We start from the raw sequence: 16,641 nt of genomic DNA, 5'->3' as shown, positions 1-16,641 counted from the left end.
AAAAAACTTATTCGGATTAGCCCTCGTAGATATCGTCTAGGGCTCTAGCTATGTCCCTTATTGATATTATGCCCACCAAGTTCCCGTTATCGTCCACCACTGGAAGGTGCCTAATGTTATACGTCCTCATAAGGCTTAATGCTCCAGTCACTGGGGAGTCTGCTTTTATTGTAATTAGGTGGGCAGTCATTACCTCTTCAGCCTTACTGCTCAAGCTTTTCCCATTTCCTATCGCCCTGACTACATCTGTCTCAGTTATTATCCCTAGGGGCTTGCCGTTTTCCACTACTATAACGGATCCTATCTTGTTCTTTGCCATTACTTCTGCGACCTCTTTTAGTGTCTTGTTCTTCTCTACTGTCATAACGTTAGTTTTCATGTACTCCTTAACGCTTTCTTCCATGTGAAGAGATTAAATTCCTCCTAAAAATAAAGGTTTCGAATAACCTTTTTAAACCAACGATATTTACATTATAATTGGGATAGCGTATGAACCTTGAAGTATTAAAGCTAAAAGCAAACATGATTTTAGCGAGCGTTGGAGTGTTCTTGCTAGGTTTTGCTCTTGCCTTTGCAGTGGTGTCTTACTTTTTTGGAGTCACCTTTGCGCCTGCAGTAATTGTAGGGATCCTGTCGTTCCTCGTGGCTCTAAACGTTTTACAGTGGTTGTTTGGGCCCTATCTCATAAACGCCATGTATAGAGCGGTTGAAGTTACTCCAAGTGACCCAAGGTATGGTTGGTTAGTTCCACTAGTCAACGAAGTCGCCATGTATAACGGGATAGAAGCACCAAAGGTTTACATAGCCGATGTGCCTTTCCCCAACGCCTTCGCTTACGGGAGTCCAATAGCCGGAAAGAGGGTTGCCATAACCCTTCCACTGCTAAGGATACTCAACAAGGACGAGATAAAGGCAGTTTTAGGGCACGAGTTGGGCCACTTGAAGCACAGGGACGTGCAGTTGCTGATGGCAATAGGCCTAATACCAGCTCTGATATTCTATATTGGCTACTCCCTTATGTGGAGCGGTATGCTGGGGGGCGGAGGGAGGAACAACAACTCCGGCGGAATGTGGCTCATTGGGGTAGCGTTGTTGGCAATGAGCTACCTGTTTCAGTTCCTAGTGCTCTACGTGAACAGGCTTAGGGAAGCTTATGCCGACGTAAACTCGGCCCAAACGATCCCGGGAGGGGCTCATAACCTGCAGAGGGCTCTGGCTAAGATAACGTTGGCAACCAACCCCGAGGTCCTTGAGAGGTACAGGAACAGGGAGGTAGGAAACGGTTTAATGAACATGCTGTTCTTTGCTCCAACTCAGCCCAATGAGGAGGTCTCTAATATGGACGTGGAAGAGCTAATCAGCTACTGGAAGGCCCAGAAGGTACCGTGGTATGCAGACTTCTTCAGCGACCACCCAGCGACTCCCAAGAGAATACAACTATTGGAGAAATTAAAATTCGGGTGAGGTCACTCTAGCTCAATTGTAGCTGGAGGTTTGCTGGTAACGTCGTACACAACTTCCTTAACTTGATCAATTTTTAAAATCTTATTAGCTATTTTTTCTAGAGTAGATCTGTCCACCTTGGCGAAGTCCGCCGTCATGAAGTCCTCAGTAACTACCGCCCTTATCGCCACAGTGTAGTGCCCGCTTCCCTTTTCCGCGATTTTCCACATCACGTGGGTAACGTCGTATTTAGTAATCAGTGAAGTCGCCTTCCTTATCTCCTCGTAATCCATGTTGCCGTATATTGACGCTATCCTGCCGTAACTCCTTACGTCTCCCTTTACCCCTGTAGCCCTGGCGTTGTAAACGAAGACCTTCCTTCCCACTTCCCTGGAGATCTCGTCGTCTAGTTTGCCGTCGCTTTCAAATATTGCTGAGAAGTATTGGGAATAGCCATAGGGCTTCAGTTCCTCCTCTACTTCGTTGTTTGCTTCCCTCTCTATCTCCAGTTTCTCTCGGGTTAGCTTTCCAACTACCCTCACAAGTAGGCCGGGCCCCGGGAATGGCTGCCTCTCAGAAATCTCCTTTGGTAGGCCCAAATACCTCGCCAACGCCCTTACCTCGTCCTTATATAGGTCAGCCAGCGGTTCTATGAGCTTGAACCCCCACTTCCTCTGCGTGTCTATGCCTAGCTGGACTAAGACGTTGTGCTGGGTCTTTATTCCACCTCGGGTTTCCACCCAGTCTGCAGCAATAGTGCCCTGGACCAGAAAAGTAGCTCCGTTCTCCTTTACCACTTGCGAAATCGTGTCGTAAAACATTTCCCTAAACTTCTTCCTCTTTTCCTCGGCGTCGGAGAGGCCTTCCAAGCCCCCTATGAATTCTTTGGACTTGTCGACGACTTTGAGGGGGAGGATACTCTCTAGCATTGACTTTACCTTGTCCGCTTCACCCTTCCTGAGGAACCCGGTGTCTATCATCACTGGAACTACCTTAACCCCGAGAATCTTGTACATGAGGACGGCGGCTGTTGTACTGTCAACTCCACCGCTTACCGCTGCCACCACCCTTTCTCCCTTGACTGCGTCTAACACTTGGGGCGTTATCTCCCTAACGAAGCTTTCTGGGTCAAACACACGGTTACTTAAAGTCAGGATTTATAAATTTCTTGTATTGTGTCTATATCTACCCCTTTCCTGAAAGCCTCCGTTGCCTTGCTTGCCATCTCCGCTATCTCCTCTTCCATGGACTTGGCCCATATCTTTATCCCGAAGCCCTCTAGGAGTTTCCTAAACCCAGAGTAAAGGGAACCGTGAATACTCGTACCTATCTTTCCTTCCCTCAACGCCCCATCTTCAACGTTAACGTCTTCTCCGTTTCTCTTGCGTATCACGTAGAGGGGCTTATCGTTCACGTATTCAATCCTGCCCCTCCTTATCTCGTACCCCTTTATCTCTACCTCCCCTTTACCTTCGCTTAAGGACACTACCTTGTCTACCTCGAAACGGACGTTTATGCTCAGTAGCCCCAGACCCTGGTACTCCCTGGACTCTCCCGCCTCAAGTCCGTAGGGGTCTATCAGCTTCTTACCCATTATCTGGAACCCACCACATACCCCCAGTAAGGGGTACTTCCGCAGAGTCTCTACAAACCCTCTCTCCTTAAGCCACACCAGCGACTGGTACGTGTTCCTGGTCCCGGGTAGTATCACTAGGTCGGAGTCCTCCAACTGCGACGGCCTGGTCACGAACTTCACCGTGGCGTTGGACTTCATAAAGGCATAGAACTCGTTGAAGTTGCTCATATAAGGATAAGATATTACCGAGACCTTTTTTTCGCCGTAGCCTACCTCCCTGACGTTCATCGAGTCCTCCGGCATTATAGGACTTTCCTCTAAATAAGGGACGAAACCTAGGTACTTCATCCCAGTCCTGTTCTCCAGCCACATGACTCCTTCTTCCAAGAACTTTTCCTCCCCTCTGAACTTGTTTATAATGAATCCCCTCAGCATTCCCCTCACAGACGGCGGTAGTATGTTGTATACTCCAAAGGCGGAAGCGAAGGCCCCGCCCCTGTCTATGTCGAGGACTAGTATGGCTGGTACTCCAAGCTCCTTCATTATCAGGAAACCGCTTATGTCCCTCTCCATGAAGTTTGGTTCTGCAAGCCCTCCGGCTGACTCAATTACCATATCGCCTGAGACGGTGTTCTTGACCTTTCTCCAGAGGTCTGGGATCAGCTTGTAGTACTCCTCTACCCTAAAGTTTCCCAACGACCTACCGAACGCTATGACCTCAATGCCGTTTCCAGAGGGCTTCAGAAGTACAGGGTTCATGGAGTTCTTGGGCCTAAGCCCGGCCCCCAGCGCCTGGAAAGCTTGTATAAAGGCAATCTCTCCTCCCTCGTCGCTAGGGTAGCTGTTGAGAGACATGTTCTGGGCCTTGAAGGGCACCCCATTTAGCGCTCTGGTCAAAGCAGTTACTACGAAGGACTTGCCCGAGTCGCTCATGGGGGAAGAAATTATAATTGCCACAGTGAGTTACACGTATGAGGGCATTAAAAGGCATTCTGGCCCAGCTCTCCTTCTTCACTGTAATCCCGTCCGTTAAGGTGGAGGAACTTGAGGTTGTCGCAGAATACAGCTTTACCGCTCCACTGGTGGTCGGGGTAATTGCGGGGATAGTGGACTTCTCGGCTTACTTTGCCCTCTGGCTCGCGCTCAAAGAGACAGCGAAAATCCTGCTCATAGCCGTAGTTGAGCTCATAAGGGGCTTTAACCACCTTGACGGTCTCCTTGACGTCTCCGACGCGCTAATGGTAAAGGGGGACTACGAGAGGAGGCTCAAAGCGCTTAAGGACGTAGAAGTGGGCTCAGGAGGTATAGGAGGAGCTATTTTGTACTTTACACTGATGCTGGCGTCCGTACTTCTCATCCCTTCCCCCTCGTTGTCCTCCCTATTTCTCTTGGTCTCGGCGGAAGTTTCTAGCAGATCAATTGGGCTCCTAGTTCTTGCTACGCTGAAGCCAATGGAGAACAGCTTCCTTGGCTCCCTATTCCACAAGCACTTAACGAAAAGGACTGGTTGGCTGGTGGCAGAGGCTATACCTTTCCTGTTGCCCTTCCTCTGGGTCGTTTACCTCCCCCTCTACTTCTTCTTCTACTATTTAGCTAAGAGGGAGCTCAGAGGCTCCTCCGGGGACTTTACAGGTTTTGTGATAACTTTATCTTTCCCCGTTCTCCTTATGGCTAATGAGAAGTTTTGCTCCTTGTTTTGCTCACTTCACTTATTTGGGATTTAGCTTTGGGCGAGCCCCCTACCTTGGTCCACCCGGTAGTGGTCACCGGAAAAATCTCGGAGAGGTTGATTAAGCCGAACAGGGGTTACGTCTACGGCGTCTTCCTCTGGTTTGCCTCAGTGTTACCAGTACTAGTCCCAGCCAGCCTCGTCCCCCTAGTGCCTTTTTCTCCATTAAAGTTCTTGATACTGGCGTTTATTTTGAAGACCACTTTTTCTATAAAGATGCTATACGACATCGTCTCGAGGTCAGTCAACTTAGACGAGGGTTCAAGGTATTTAGTGCAACAGATCGTAAGGAGGGATTTATCTAGTGAGGATAAAGGACACATCGCCTCCGCCGCAATAGAGTCCCTTTTCGAGAGCTTTGTTGACGGGATTTCCTCACCCTTGTTTTGGTTCCTACTTCTGGGACTTCCAGGGGCGATGTTACAGAGGCTTGCAAACACGATGGACAGCATAGTAGGTTACAAGACCCCTGAGCTAAAGAGAGAGGGGTTCTTTTCGGCTAAAGTTGACACTGTGCTCAACTACATCCCGGCCAGGGTCTCCGCCCTCGTCATTCTTCTCTCTGCCCTAGTCCTGAGGTACAACGCGAGTGGCTTCAAGAGGATTTTAAGGGAATCCGGGATCGAGAGCGTTAACGCCAAGTACCCGATATCGGCTGCTGCGTGCGCTCTAGGCGTTAAGTTGGAGAAGAGGGGTTACTACACGGTAGGAACCGGTGAACTGCCTGGGGAAATGGAAATGAAAAAAGCGCTGAAGTTGTTTAAGCTGAGCTTGGCCATCTACCTGCTACTCTTATTAGTCGTATATTATTGCCTTTATGGTCTTTCCCTCCTTGGCTTCCCTTACGGCCTTCTCGAAGTCCTCTAGCCTATACCTACTTGTTATTAGCTTTGTCACGTCGATCCTCTTTGACGCAATGACCTGAAGTGCCTCCCTCGTGTCCTCCTCTACGGCGGCGTTACTGCTTATAACTGAGATCTCGTTGTTCAGTAGATCGCTTACGTCGTAATTGAGCACGGTTCCCTTGTAGGGAACCCCAAACAGGAGCACTCTACCTCCCTTTCTAACGGAGTAAAGTGCAGTCAGTATGGCTTGTGGGGCTCCTGAGGCTATGATTGCCACGTCAACTCCACGCCCGTCGGTGAGTTTCCTTACTTCCTCTTCCACCTTTTCCTTGGTAGGGTTGAACGAGTAGTCCGCGCCCACCTTGTAGGCGAACTCCCTCCTGAACTCGGAAACGTCAGACGTGTAGACCTTACCGGCTCCGTTCGCCTTTGCCATCATAACGTGAAGTAGACCCATGGGTCCAGCTCCAACTACCAACATGTAGTCGTCCTTGTCTATGTGTACTCTTCTCTGCCCTCTTATTACGGTGGCAAGGGGCTCTATGAACGCTCCCTCATCGAAGCTAACGTTGTCTGGAAGCTTTAGAACTCCTCCCCTTTTCACGTTCCACGCCGGAACTCTAAAGTACTCCGCAAACCCTCCTGGGTCTAAGTTGGTTTTCCTGTAATAGGGACACATGGTAGGGCTTCCCTTTTTGCAGTAGTAGCACTCGTAGCAGGGAACATGATGGTGTGCGAAGACCCTGTCCCCTGGTTTAAGCCAATCTACTGTGGACTCGTGGATGACGCCAGCAGGCTCGTGGCCTAGGATGGGCTGGGAAGCCGTATATTGCCCGCAAATCTTTTCTATGTCTGTACCGCAGAGCCCGCAAGCCTTCATCTTGACTAAGACGTCTCCCTCCTGGAGTTTCGGAATTGGCATTTCCTTAAGTATCGGTCTACCGTTCTCTAGGACGATGGCTTTCATTTCGAGAAAAATAGGTGAACAGAGAATTTAAAGTGAAACTTTTTCTCAAGTTGTAGTTTTTATATAGTAATATTGTGCAATAACATTTATGAGCTATTTAACTTTCGGCTTACTGTCCCTCTCCTTAATTTACGTTGTTTACTTTGCCGTTTCTGCTTTAGTCTCCAAGAGGCATCCAGAGGTAAGAGTGGAGGGCGTTGACGAGATAAGGAGAATGTCCGGCGTTAACTTCAAGTTAAAACTAAAGGAAGACCCAAGGGTAAACGCTTTTTCGTTAGTGAATAACGTCATCGTTGTGACGTCTTCTCTACTTCACCTCAAGGAAGAAGAAATCCTCGCCGCGATTGCTCACGAAGTAGGACACCTCAAGATGAGGCATCACTTGAAGAGCCTGGCCATTATAAGTGCAGTGGTACTCTCGTTCTTCCTCCTCCTAGGGTCGCTTCCCCTAGCTTTGGCTGTAAGCCTTCTGGGAATAGTGATCCAAAGGTACCTCTCAAGGCAATTTGAAGTGGAGGCTGACAAGTTCGCTTCTGGGCTAGTAGACAAGCACAGCCTCATTACGTTGATAATGAACTACGGTGAGACTTCAAGTTCCTTTCTCTCTACCCATCCCTCTTCCGTCGCCCGTATAAAGAAAATAATTTATATTGAATAATAACAATTGAAAATATGGTATATATAGGCAAGCCCGTAAAAAGGATCGAGGATCCTAGGCTAATTACGGGGAGGGGAAGTTACGTAGACGACATAAAGCTTTCCGGGATTAAGTTCGTTGCCTTTGTTAGGTCTACTAGACCCCACGCGAAAGTGAGGGTTAAGAAGACCCAGGGCGTCTTCACTGGAGACGACGTAAACCCGGGCTCCGACTTCCCGATAGCGAGCAAGGAGACCACATACGTAGGGCAACCGGTAGCTGTAGTTTTAGCCAACGACAGGTATGAGGCTTACGACCTCCTGGAGAGCGTGGAGGTGGAATACGAAGACCTGCCATACGTCTTAGACCCGTACGATGCCATGAAGAACGAGGTCAAAGTGTACACTGGGCTCAGTAGTAATATCTATCTCGAGAAGAACTTCGTGAAGGGAGTCCCAGAGCTCGCAATGGATAAAGCTGACTTCGTTCTGGAGGGAGAGCTCGTAAACCAGAGGCTCATCGCGTCCCCTCTAGAGACTAGGGGGGCAGTTGCGTACTTTGACGGTCAGAGGTTAAATTTCTGGTCTTCTACGCAGTCCGCCCACTACCTTAGGAGGAACCTAGTCAACTTCCTGGGCTTTCAGAACGTGAGGGTCGTCCAGCTTGACGTGGGGGGAGCCTTTGGCAGTAAGATCATTACGCACCCAGAGGAGTACGCGTTAGCAAAATTGGCCATGAAACTTCCCTACCCCCTAAAGTGGGTGCCCACTAGGACCGAAGAGATGATAAGCGCGGGCCACGGAAGGGACAAGAGGTTCAAGTTTAAGGTGGGCTTCACTAAGGGGGGAAAAATAGTGTCGCTCATAGGGACTATAGTAGGAGATCTCGGTGCCCCATACCCAGATGCCAACGAAGATGAGTCGGGGAATATGCTGAGCACCGCCAGGATGATCTTAGGCCCATATGACATCCCTAACGCGTCCATCACCGCCTTTGCAGTTCACACTAACAAGACCCCCACGACCTCCTACAGGGGGGCCGGCAGGCCTGAGGCTACTTACTTTATTGAAAGGATAGTGAACATAGTCTCAAACGAGTTGAAGCTGGATCCAATAGAGGTAAGGCTAAGGAACGTAGTTAGGCCCAACCAGATGCCTTACGATAACGGCTTTGGGATAGTGTACGATTCTGGCGACTACGTCAAGATCCTAGAAGACGCAAAGCCCGTTTACGAGGAGTTAAGGAAGGAGGCTGGAGAGAAGTACTGCGTCGGGTTGGCCATGTACGTTGAGATAACTGGGTTCGGTCCTTGGGAAGTGGCTAGAGTGCTGGCCAAGTCTGACGGGAAAATAATAGCAATAACGGGGTCTGGGCCCCATGGGCAAGGAGATGGCACTGCCTTTGCCCAAATAGTAGCTGACGTCCTCCAAGTGCCAATTGAGGACGTGGAGGTAAGATGGGGCGACACGGACATCATAGAGGACGGCATAGGTACGTGGGGGAGTAGAACTGTCACCGTGGGCGGTTCGGCAATGCTAGAGGCCTCTAAGGAGTTAAAGAGGAGGATATTGGAGAGCGCCGGGAAGATGATTAATGCTGACGTTGAGGAACTAGAGTATAACGAAGGGAAAATTGTCCATAAGGTGACAAAGAAGGAGGTGAGTCTAGCTGACGTAATCAAGTTCGCCTACAAGGCGGGAATTCCGCTTGACGTCACGTACGTCTACCCCGTCTCCAAGCCGACCTCCCCCTACGGTGTGCACATGGCCCTAGTAAAGGTGGACAAGGAAACTGGAAAAGTCAAAGTCGTTAAGTACATAGGGATTGACGACGTAGGAGCTGTTATAAATCCAATGCTCGCAGAGGGCCAGATTCATGGTGGAGTTATGCAGGGGATTGCCCAAGCAATTTACGAAAGCGCCAGGTTCTCGGAAGAAGGGGTTCTCCTAACTTCAAACCTATCCGACTACGGTTTTCCAACCGCCGTCGAGTCTCCGAGGATCGAATGGAAGTACGTAGAAAGGGGGTTTTCAAACCACCCGACCAGGAGCAAGGGCATTGGCGAGGCGGGAGCCGTGGTGGCAACGCCAGTAATAGTTAACGCAGTAGAGAACTGCCTAGGCAAAAGGATAACCTCAATGCCCTCGTCCTTGGGTGACCTGGTATAATGCAGAGGCACTTCCTTTCCCAAAAGGAACTAAAGAGCTTCAAGAGCCTAGTCAAGCAAAAGTACTCCGTGGAAATAGAGAGTGACAACGTTGAGGTAGGGAGAGAGAAGAAGCAAGTATACTACTTCATAGACGGCAAGTTGTCCTTCTTCTCCGAGGAGCTTGTGCCCACCTTGTGCTGGGTAATGGACGCTAAAGCTAACCTACCCTTTGTGGTAGTAGACGAGGGCGCTGTGAAGGCGCTGTCGAGGGGGGCTGACCTATTTGCCCCAGGGATAGTGTCTTACAACTGCGAGTGCAAACCCAACGATATAATCTTGGCCAGGATCACAACTGGCATGCCCGTCGCCGTTATGAAAGTGCTTATTAGCAAAGAGGAGGCAGTTACTACCAAAAGGGGTAAATTTGCCCAAAATCTGCACTGGATAGGTGACGATATATGGAAAATTTGCAGAGGGCAAAAGTAATTTCAATAGTAATCCCCACCTATAACGAGAGGGACAACGCAGTAAGCCTAGTCAAGGAGATAGTCAGTAGGGTGCAGGGCAACATTATCGTCGTAGACGACGATAGTCAAGACAAGACAGCTGAGGCAGTTATATCCCTAAACCTCTCCAACGTTAAGGTCTTCGTGAGGAAGAACGAGAGAGGCCTGGGTTCTGCCCTCCGCTTTGGTCTTTTAAAAGCATTGGAGTTAGGTTCCTCTTATGTAGTGACAATGGACGCTGACTTTAGCCACGACCCAGCGTACCTCAAGCCGTTGATAGAGAAGGCGGTTGAGGGCTACGACCTCGTTATAGGCTCAAGGTACGTCAAGGGAGGGAGGATAGAGAACTGGCCCCTAAGTAGGAGGCTCATAAGCAAGGGTGCCAACTTTATGGTGAGGCTACTTTTGAAATCGCCAATACACGACAACACGTCCAATTACAAGGTATACTCGAGGCAGGCCATTGAGAAGGCCTTGAAGTGTGAGTCGGCTGACGGTTACGAGTTCCAGATCTGTGCCGTGTACCAAGTACTGAAGAACCACTTAAAGGTGGCCGAAGTCCCCATAGTGTTTAGGGACAGGGAGAAGGGGCAGAGTAAGCTGAAACGCAAGGAGATACTCAAGTGGTTCAACTACGTGCTCAAGCTTTACTTCTCTTCTTGAGCCTTATTATTTCCTCCTTTAACTCCTCTATTTCCTTCTTCAAGGAGTTTATCTCGCTCTCGTGGATTTGGACGATCTTGTAAATCTCCTCCTCCTTGTTTTGGGCGTCGGTCTTTAGCTTAACGTTGCCTGCGTCGTCGCTCTCAACCATTCCAAGCCTCATTAAGTCCCTAATATACCCTTTTGCAGTCTTCTGGGATATCTTAAGTTCAATTGCGATGTCCTTTACGTTCACCTGCCCCTTAGCCTTAAGTATCCTCAATATGTCCTGTTGCCTAGGCGTTAGTTCCATGATTAAGATGTTGTTCTATAAAAGCGTTTTTAAGACATAGGGCTTATGGATATACGGGCTACCCGGTTGGCGATTTTGCTTAGAGAAGAGGACGTAAACGAGCTTTTGACTTATCGCGACGCGTATAACTCGTTAAGGGACGCTTTCCTCATGTTAGACAAGAAGGTCGCTGTTAACACCAAAAGGGTGAGGACTTCCCTCAGCGGGGCCACGTTAAGTTACCAAGCTGGCGGCATAGGCGAGTACCTCGGTTTTAAAACGTTCGTAATGGGGAGCTTTATCTCTCTACTCTTCTCAAACTCTGGTGAGCTACTTCTCATAGCCGAGTCCGATAGGCTAACGCAGATAAGGACGGGGGCCTTAGCTGTGTTGGCCTCGGACTACATAAAGCGGGACTACTCTTCTGTGGGAATAATTGGGCTTGGAAAACAGGGGATTGCACAAGTTGAGGCTTTCAGCAATCTCAAGTCCGTTACCATAAACGTGTTCTCCAGGAGCCCGGAGAGGGTAACAAAGTCCCTCTCCGTCCTTAAGAACCAAGGTATAGGGGTCAACCCCAAGAGGTCTTACAAGGACCTCTGCCAGGACTCAGATGTAGTAGTTACAATAACGTCTTCAAAGGACCCCTTCCTGAAGCTGGATTTCCTGCGAAGGTCTCAACACCTAAACTTGATGGGTTCAAACATAGAGGAGAGGGTAGAGGCGTTCCCTGACGTCATTAAGGCGTCTAGCATGATAGTTGTGGAAGACCTTGAACAAGCGATGGAGGAGGCAGGGGATCTGATACTGGCGAACAAGATGAAGATGCTCGACCTAAACAAGCTGTTCCCCCTTTCCTCTATTATTGCGGGCAGGGTGAACGTGAACAGGGAGGGAATTACCATTTTCAAGTCAGTAGGGATAGGACTAGAGGACGTCGCACTGTTAAAGTTTATTTACGAAGATGCTAAAAGAAGGGGACTAGGTACTGAGGTGGAGCTGAAGGGAAGATGGCGTCTAGAATTGGCGAGGAAATAGAGATCTCGCCCGTGGAGTTGGCCTCGAGGTTAGCTAGGAAGTCCAAGATAAACCTGGCCAGTGGTTCTCCAGACCCTAGGCTAATCCCACTGGAAGAGATAAGGAGGGCATACGACGAGGTCATAGAGAAGTACAGGTCGTCAGCGTTCTCCTATCCAGGGGCAGGGGGCCAGGAGGAGCTGGTCAGGGAGATCGAGAAGTACTTACCTAAACTTGGGCTAAGCAAGGGGGAAGACGAAGTAGTGGTCACCTCTGGTGCCCAACACGCCATAGAATTACTGGGCAAGTACTTCCTTGAAGGTGACGTCATCGCAGTGGAAAATCCCACCTTCATTGAGACCTTTAACTCGCTCAAGCTGAGGTCGTCCTCGGTTATTCCCATAAGCCTAGACGAGAAGGGGATAGTGACGGAACAGCTGAGGCAAATACTTAAGCTAGTCAAGGTAAAACTACTGTACGTAATACCTAACTGTCACAACCCAGCAGGAGTGAACATGAGCGACGATAGGAGGAGGGAAATAGCGGAACTAGCAGAGCAATACGACTTCTACGTCATCGAGGACGACCCCTATAGACCAATCGCAGGAGAGGTGCCTCCTCCAATTAAGAGCTACGACAAGTACGGTAGGGTAATTTACGTCAGTAGTTTCAGCAAGATAGTCGCTCCAGGGTTGAGGATAGGCTTCATGCTAGCTAAAAAGGAGATAGCCGAGAAGGTCTCCCTCTTAGAGCAATTGGACTTCTCGACGTCAACGGTAAACCAGTACGTGGTGGCGACGCTTTTGAAGAACCAAGTAGTGACCTCTAGGATGGGCCTCCTTGCAGGCCACTACAAGAGGAAGCTGGAGCTAATGAACAAAGTCCTGCGCGAGGAGGGCTTCCACAAGTTCAACAAGGCCGAGTGCGGTTTCTTCCAACTAGTAGACCTAGAAAAGGACAGCTGGAAAGTGTTTCAAGAGGCAGTGAAGATGGGCTTAAGCTTTGTCCCTGCTAAGCCCTTCTTCTTGAAGGGAGGAGACACGATGGCGAGGCTCAGCGTTTCCGTCGCCAGCGAGGAGGAAATAGTGGATGGCATAAGGTTACTGAGGAAGGCCGTGGATAAAGTCTAGAGCGTGAATATCTCCTTGCTGAGTGAGTTTAGCACTCTTGGTTTCCCGTCCATGACTACCATGTCCTCCAGCCTTATCCCGAACTTCCCTGGGATATATACGCCGGGCTCCACGGTAAACACCATGTTCCTCGTGATCTTCTTGTTGTAGCCTTGAGATATGTAAGGTTCCTCGTGGACGTCTATGCCTATCCCGTGCCCAGTCCTGTGTATGAAGAACTGGTCCACTGAGTATTTGCGCATGTAGTTCCTAGCTAGGGAGTCTATCTCACTGCCACTCATGCCCTCCAATGAGTTCTCCGCCTCCTCCTGTGCTCCCCTTACTATTTCATAGACCTTTTTTACTTCCTCCCCTGGGTTGCCTAAGCTCACTACCCTAGTGGTATCGGTGCTGTAGCCCTTGTACCTGACGCCAAAGTCAACTACAATCACGTCTCCCCTTCTTACCTTTTTCTCCGTACACCTTAGGTGGGGCATCGAGGTGTTGCTACCGGAGGTTACGATTGTCCCGAAGGACGCCCCTTCAGCTCCTAGATTTACAAACTCCTCCTCGAGCTTCCTGGCGAGTCTACACTCGCTGCCTCCTTCAGATACCTCGTCTAGGAACCTCGTGAAAGCCGTTTCGGCGATCTTAAGCCCTTCCTTAAGCGTCCTTATTTCCTCCTCGTCCTTTACCATCCTGAGAGGAGAGATTACGGTTGATGCTGGAAGTAGGTTTGATGGAGAGAACTTGTTGATTAGGTTTACTAGGAAGAGTGACCATAACTGGTCGTCTACCGCAAAAGACGCGCCTTTAGGTATGTCGAGTTTGGTGTAGGGGTCTTCTCCGTCGCTGTAGACCACTACGTCAAAGTCCATCTTCTGCAGTTGTTCCTCGTAGATCTTAGGGGCGAAGAAGAAGTAGTCCCTTTTACTAACTATGAAGAACAGAGGCCTTTCCATTTGCTCCTCCCTAAAGCCCGTGAGGTAGAACATGTTGCTGGTCGGTCCAAAAATCGCAAAGTCTATGTTCTCCTTTTCCAGAACGCTCTGGAGTTTCTTAACTCTCATGAAGATATACTATCCCTTTGAGGAAATTTATAGCTTAGCAAGCATAGTAGCACATCAACGCTAAGTTATACGCTGCGTTGAAGTCCCTATCTGCCTTATATCCGCACGACGGACAAACGAATATGGATCCCATTACCTCGCCCTTCTTGTATCCACAGTGAGAGCAGAGCTTGGAAGTGTTATAGGGATCCATTCTCCTAAACCTCACTCCGTTGCTGTAGAACTCCTTTTCTAGCATGTCTTGAAGTACCCTGAGCCCTTTGCCCACTTTTCCCTCGTACTCCCTGAGGTCCTCTATGGCTACTACCTTTGGCTCCAGCTCCTTTACGAAGCTGGTTGCCTCCTTGACAATTCTCCTGACCTTTACTTTGATCTCCTCGAGGTGTGTAACTCCCTGTTCTTCTCCAAGGTACTTGGTGAAGGTCTCCATAACTTCTCTGTCCCCAAAGAACCTTGTCTTGTAAAGTTTATCCCTAGTTATCGCGACCACGGTAAACAGATGCCTCAGACCTATGTCAATCCCCACAATTGGGCTCTCCTTTTCGTAGCTCAAGTACACCTTTATTCCGTTGCTGAAGTCTGCCAGTGCAAACTTTGGTACTCCATCCCTTGGCAGCAACACTACAGCGTTCACCTCTGGGAGCCTAGCGCTTCTTCCTTGGACTACTACTTTCAAGGGACCTATCCTGTTCTGAACGAACTGGAGCCCCCTGAGGGAGGGGGGAGGAGACCCTACGCTCTCCCCGGATCTCCCGAGGATTTCTGAATACTTCTTAAAAAACACGATGTCGTTGTATATGGATTTGAGTTTTCCATATTCTAGAACTCTAGCCTCGATTATTTCCTCTTTCATAAAATATAATAACTGAAAACTCACTTAAGAATTTGAAGTATTGCCTCCACCAGTTTTTGGGGATATCCCTCAAATGCCTTAACAAGGTCCATTATGTTGTCTAGGCTTGATATCCTAGCTATCTCCTTCTCGACGTCTCCTTCAATCTTGGTGACTACCACCTCCTTTACAGAGTTAGTAGGTAGGTAGTATGACTCTATCTTGTATCCCTTAACAGGCCTCTCCGATACCTCAAACCCAAACTCACTTAAGTACTTGACTTGTCTTCCCACTAACACACTGCTTGCCATATGCCAATATTTTAGTAGTAGAGTATAAAGCTTGTGTTCTAAAGATTAAATCATCACTATAAATTTATTATATCTCCATATATCAGTTCTTCTGCATCGTTACCTATATAATATTTTAGTGTAGATGAAAATACATAGTCCTTGTATCTGAAGACCTTGTAGTACTCTTCCCTTTCTCTTAACTTTTCCTTATTGTAGTAGTATCCTGCGTATACCTTTGGCCCCTCTGACTCACTGTAGGAGATCAGAACGGAGTTGAGGCTTGAGGAAAAGGGTTTAGCGCTCTCAAAGACCTCAGTGTAAGCCTCCAGGGGAGTTGCGCCTTGATTGACTCTCTTGACTATCTCCAGGAAGAACAAGTAGCTGTCGGTATAGGGCAACGATGGGTTTTCAAAGAACTTCCTAGAGATGGAGCCGTTATGGGCGAAGAAAAGCTCGTATGTCCCCGCCTTTGCGTGATAGGGGTGAGAGTGAGAAAGCCCTGTTAAGAACTTTTTCCCCGCTTTCCGGGCGTGAATGATGCCGACTAACCTCTCTCCCTCAATGGTTGAAGGAAGCCTTTTGTATAGGGGATCTTCAAACGCTGGCAGTCCCGTTTTGTAGTTAATGTTCCTCCATGACTTCTCGTAAACGAACACAGACATGCCCCATCCGTCGCTGTGGGGGGAAGAGGAGAGAACGTCATGTCTTGCTACCTCTGCGAACGTCTCTACTACTTTCTCGTCGAGTTTGCCTTTAGTGTTAAAGGCAAGTAGCCTACACATCTATAACCATTCCGTCGTTGGCTAATTTAACTCTATCTTTCACAAATTCTACAATTTCTTTCTCCTTTTGTGCAGGTATGTGAGTTAGTATGAGTTTCTCGTTACTGAATAGGGAGATTGCGGTTGGAACTGGGGTGTGGCCGAACTTCTCGCACCCAGAAAGGCAGGAAGCCTCGTGTATTACCAGATCGGCATCCTTGGCCTCATCTAGGATTTCATTACAGGGCTCTGAAGTGTCTCCGGAGTACACCACCTTTTTACCCTCACCCCTTATCGCGTATGAGACCGCGTAGATCTTGTGGCACGCCCTCACCGAGTAAATTTGTAACTCTCCTATAGTTGCTCTGGGCAAAGGGCTCTCCACAACCTCAGCCTCTACGTCGTTTCCCAGTTCTACAAAGTCCCTTAGGAGCCTTGAAAAGCCCGGAGGGGAGAACACTCTTACCTTAGGCAGACCATTTACCTGCCTCTGTACTAAGTGCTCAAACACCCCGTTTACATGGTCTATGTGCAAGTGGGTTACAAATATGGCGTCTACGTCGAGCTTTCCTATGTCCTCCAGCTTGAAGTTGGCCCCAGTGCCTAGGTCAAAAAGGACCTTAGCACCTTTAGATTCCACTAGGATTGACGACTTCACTCTCCTACTGCCAAACGACGCTCCAGATCCCGTCCCTAAAAACGTTATTTTCATGCGTCGTCCCTCTCGTCTGCGTCGGGTATATCGCAAAGGCCTACGCATTTGTACTCCTTTT

Annotated in this window: 19 protein-coding genes; 9 read left to right on the top strand and 10 right to left on the bottom strand. The window is 48.9% G+C overall.

The genetic code is table 11. The annotated features are described in order from the left end of the window. Positions 1 to 16: 16 nt before the first annotated feature. Positions 17 to 403, bottom strand: coding sequence for a CBS domain-containing protein (locus tag MPF33_03165; protein MCI2414246.1), 387 nt, complete (start codon positions 401 to 403; stop codon positions 17 to 19). Positions 404 to 489: 86 nt separating this feature from the next. On the opposite strand from MPF33_03165, the gene htpX reads away from it, so the two are divergent. Then, on the top strand, positions 490 to 1,464 hold the full coding sequence (gene htpX, locus MPF33_03160; protein ID MCI2414245.1) for a zinc metalloprotease HtpX: 975 nt from the start codon (positions 490 to 492) through the stop codon (positions 1,462 to 1,464). A 2-nt stretch (positions 1,465 to 1,466) separates the two neighbouring features. Here the strand turns inward: htpX and MPF33_03155 are convergent, their stop codons facing one another. Together MPF33_03155 and MPF33_03150 are read right to left on the bottom strand one after the other, a co-directional pair. Next, positions 1,467 to 2,579, bottom strand: coding sequence for a GMP synthase (locus MPF33_03155; GenBank protein MCI2414244.1), 1,113 nt, complete (start codon positions 2,577 to 2,579; stop codon positions 1,467 to 1,469). A gap of 14 nt (positions 2,580 to 2,593) precedes the next feature. Continuing rightward, complete coding sequence (locus tag MPF33_03150; GenBank protein ID MCI2414243.1) at positions 2,594 to 3,976, bottom strand: cobyric acid synthase; 1,383 nt, start codon at positions 3,974 to 3,976, stop codon at positions 2,594 to 2,596. Between the two features lie 14 nt (positions 3,977 to 3,990). Between MPF33_03150 and MPF33_03145 the strand changes: the two genes are divergently transcribed. Beyond that, positions 3,991 to 4,743: an adenosylcobinamide-GDP ribazoletransferase gene (locus tag MPF33_03145; protein MCI2414242.1), complete on the top strand. Its 753-nt coding sequence runs from the start codon at positions 3,991 to 3,993 to the stop codon at positions 4,741 to 4,743. Then, the gene (locus tag MPF33_03140; GenBank protein ID MCI2414241.1) at positions 4,704 to 5,615 is read left to right on the top strand and encodes a cobalamin biosynthesis protein; all 912 of its coding nucleotides are present in this window, start codon (positions 4,704 to 4,706) and stop codon (positions 5,613 to 5,615) included. Before MPF33_03145 ends, MPF33_03140 begins: the two co-directional genes overlap by 40 nt. On the opposite strand, the gene MPF33_03135 is transcribed toward MPF33_03140, so the two are convergent. Further along, entirely contained in the window at positions 5,544 to 6,560 is a 1,017-nt protein-coding gene (locus MPF33_03135) for a zinc-dependent dehydrogenase (protein ID MCI2414240.1), read from the bottom strand. The genes MPF33_03140 and MPF33_03135 overlap by 72 nt on opposite strands. Positions 6,561 to 6,648: 88 nt before the next feature. On the opposite strand from MPF33_03135, the gene MPF33_03130 reads away from it, so the two are divergent. From MPF33_03130 to MPF33_03115, 4 genes are read left to right on the top strand one after another with little or no spacing between them, the layout of a single operon-like run. After that, positions 6,649 to 7,218 (top strand): M48 family metalloprotease, encoded by a 570-nt coding sequence (locus MPF33_03130; GenBank protein MCI2414239.1) that lies wholly within the window; start codon positions 6,649 to 6,651, stop codon positions 7,216 to 7,218. Between the two features lie 14 nt (positions 7,219 to 7,232). Next, on the top strand, positions 7,233 to 9,365 hold the full coding sequence (locus MPF33_03125; protein MCI2414238.1) for a xanthine dehydrogenase family protein molybdopterin-binding subunit: 2,133 nt from the start codon (positions 7,233 to 7,235) through the stop codon (positions 9,363 to 9,365). Continuing rightward, positions 9,365 to 9,832, top strand: coding sequence for an RNA-binding protein (locus tag MPF33_03120; protein MCI2414237.1), 468 nt, complete (start codon positions 9,365 to 9,367; stop codon positions 9,830 to 9,832). The genes MPF33_03125 and MPF33_03120 overlap by 1 nt, the downstream gene beginning before the upstream one ends. Further along, positions 9,805 to 10,515, top strand: a complete 711-nt coding sequence (locus MPF33_03115) for a polyprenol monophosphomannose synthase (GenBank protein ID MCI2414236.1) — start codon at positions 9,805 to 9,807, stop codon at positions 10,513 to 10,515. Before MPF33_03120 ends, MPF33_03115 begins: the two co-directional genes overlap by 28 nt. Here the strand turns inward: MPF33_03115 and MPF33_03110 are convergent. Continuing rightward, positions 10,493 to 10,807: a winged helix-turn-helix transcriptional regulator gene (locus tag MPF33_03110; GenBank protein ID MCI2414235.1), complete on the bottom strand. Its 315-nt coding sequence runs from the start codon at positions 10,805 to 10,807 to the stop codon at positions 10,493 to 10,495. The genes MPF33_03115 and MPF33_03110 overlap by 23 nt on opposite strands. Before the next feature lie 66 nt (positions 10,808 to 10,873). On the opposite strand from MPF33_03110, the gene MPF33_03105 reads away from it, so the two are divergent. Then, the gene (locus MPF33_03105) at positions 10,874 to 11,824 is read left to right on the top strand and encodes an ornithine cyclodeaminase family protein (GenBank protein MCI2414234.1); all 951 of its coding nucleotides are present in this window, start codon (positions 10,874 to 10,876) and stop codon (positions 11,822 to 11,824) included. Beyond that, the gene (locus tag MPF33_03100) at positions 11,797 to 12,933 is read left to right on the top strand and encodes a PLP-dependent aminotransferase family protein (protein MCI2414233.1); all 1,137 of its coding nucleotides are present in this window, start codon (positions 11,797 to 11,799) and stop codon (positions 12,931 to 12,933) included. The genes MPF33_03105 and MPF33_03100 overlap by 28 nt, the downstream gene beginning before the upstream one ends. Here the strand turns inward: MPF33_03100 and MPF33_03095 are convergent. Genes MPF33_03095 through MPF33_03075 form a run of 5 tightly spaced genes read right to left on the bottom strand, consistent with a single transcriptional unit; the run spans position 12,930 to position 16,580 of the window. Next, the gene (locus MPF33_03095; protein ID MCI2414232.1) at positions 12,930 to 13,982 is read right to left on the bottom strand and encodes a Xaa-Pro peptidase family protein; all 1,053 of its coding nucleotides are present in this window, start codon (positions 13,980 to 13,982) and stop codon (positions 12,930 to 12,932) included. The two genes, MPF33_03100 and MPF33_03095, sit on opposite strands and share 4 nt — an antisense overlap. A 34-nt stretch (positions 13,983 to 14,016) precedes the next feature. After that, the gene (locus tag MPF33_03090; protein MCI2414231.1) at positions 14,017 to 14,835 is read right to left on the bottom strand and encodes a transposase; all 819 of its coding nucleotides are present in this window, start codon (positions 14,833 to 14,835) and stop codon (positions 14,017 to 14,019) included. A gap of 20 nt (positions 14,836 to 14,855) precedes the next feature. Beyond that, the gene (locus tag MPF33_03085) at positions 14,856 to 15,125 is read right to left on the bottom strand and encodes a hypothetical protein (protein MCI2414230.1); all 270 of its coding nucleotides are present in this window, start codon (positions 15,123 to 15,125) and stop codon (positions 14,856 to 14,858) included. Between the two features lie 56 nt (positions 15,126 to 15,181). Continuing rightward, the gene (locus MPF33_03080; GenBank protein MCI2414229.1) at positions 15,182 to 15,889 is read right to left on the bottom strand and encodes a class II glutamine amidotransferase; all 708 of its coding nucleotides are present in this window, start codon (positions 15,887 to 15,889) and stop codon (positions 15,182 to 15,184) included. Further along, entirely contained in the window at positions 15,882 to 16,580 is a 699-nt protein-coding gene (locus tag MPF33_03075; protein ID MCI2414228.1) for an MBL fold metallo-hydrolase, read from the bottom strand. Before MPF33_03075 ends, MPF33_03080 begins: the two co-directional genes overlap by 8 nt. Between the last annotated feature and the right edge of the window lie 61 nt (positions 16,581 to 16,641).

The sequence above is a fragment of the Candidatus Aramenus sp. CH1 genome (assembly GCA_022678445.1).
Lineage (GTDB): Archaea > Thermoproteota > Thermoprotei_A > Sulfolobales > Sulfolobaceae > Aramenus.
This window is presented reverse-complemented; position numbering and strand designations above follow the sequence as displayed.

What these genes read in the sequence shown, in the direction of transcription:
- MPF33_03165 (MCI2414246.1), bottom strand. Translation starts at nt 403, where the DNA reads ATGGAAGAAAGCGTTAAGGAGTACATGAAAACTAACGTTATGACAGTA.
- htpX (MCI2414245.1), top strand. Translation starts at nt 490, where the DNA reads ATGAACCTTGAAGTATTAAAGCTAAAAGCAAACATGATTTTAGCGAGC.
- MPF33_03145 (MCI2414242.1), top strand. Translation starts at nt 3,991, where the DNA reads ATGAGGGCATTAAAAGGCATTCTGGCCCAGCTCTCCTTCTTCACTGTA.
- MPF33_03135 (MCI2414240.1), bottom strand. Translation starts at nt 6,560, where the DNA reads ATGAAAGCCATCGTCCTAGAGAACGGTAGACCGATACTTAAGGAAATG.
- MPF33_03130 (MCI2414239.1), top strand. Translation starts at nt 6,649, where the DNA reads ATGAGCTATTTAACTTTCGGCTTACTGTCCCTCTCCTTAATTTACGTT.
- MPF33_03125 (MCI2414238.1), top strand. Translation starts at nt 7,233, where the DNA reads ATGGTATATATAGGCAAGCCCGTAAAAAGGATCGAGGATCCTAGGCTA.
- MPF33_03120 (MCI2414237.1), top strand. Translation starts at nt 9,365, where the DNA reads ATGCAGAGGCACTTCCTTTCCCAAAAGGAACTAAAGAGCTTCAAGAGC.
- MPF33_03115 (MCI2414236.1), top strand. Translation starts at nt 9,805, where the DNA reads ATGGAAAATTTGCAGAGGGCAAAAGTAATTTCAATAGTAATCCCCACC.
- MPF33_03110 (MCI2414235.1), bottom strand. Translation starts at nt 10,807, where the DNA reads ATGGAACTAACGCCTAGGCAACAGGACATATTGAGGATACTTAAGGCT.
- MPF33_03100 (MCI2414233.1), top strand. Translation starts at nt 11,797, where the DNA reads ATGGCGTCTAGAATTGGCGAGGAAATAGAGATCTCGCCCGTGGAGTTG.
- MPF33_03095 (MCI2414232.1), bottom strand. Translation starts at nt 13,982, where the DNA reads ATGAGAGTTAAGAAACTCCAGAGCGTTCTGGAAAAGGAGAACATAGAC.
- MPF33_03090 (MCI2414231.1), bottom strand. Translation starts at nt 14,835, where the DNA reads ATGAAAGAGGAAATAATCGAGGCTAGAGTTCTAGAATATGGAAAACTC.
- MPF33_03085 (MCI2414230.1), bottom strand. Translation starts at nt 15,125, where the DNA reads ATGGCAAGCAGTGTGTTAGTGGGAAGACAAGTCAAGTACTTAAGTGAG.
- MPF33_03080 (MCI2414229.1), bottom strand. Translation starts at nt 15,889, where the DNA reads ATGTGTAGGCTACTTGCCTTTAACACTAAAGGCAAACTCGACGAGAAA.
- MPF33_03075 (MCI2414228.1), bottom strand. Translation starts at nt 16,580, where the DNA reads ATGAAAATAACGTTTTTAGGGACGGGATCTGGAGCGTCGTTTGGCAGT.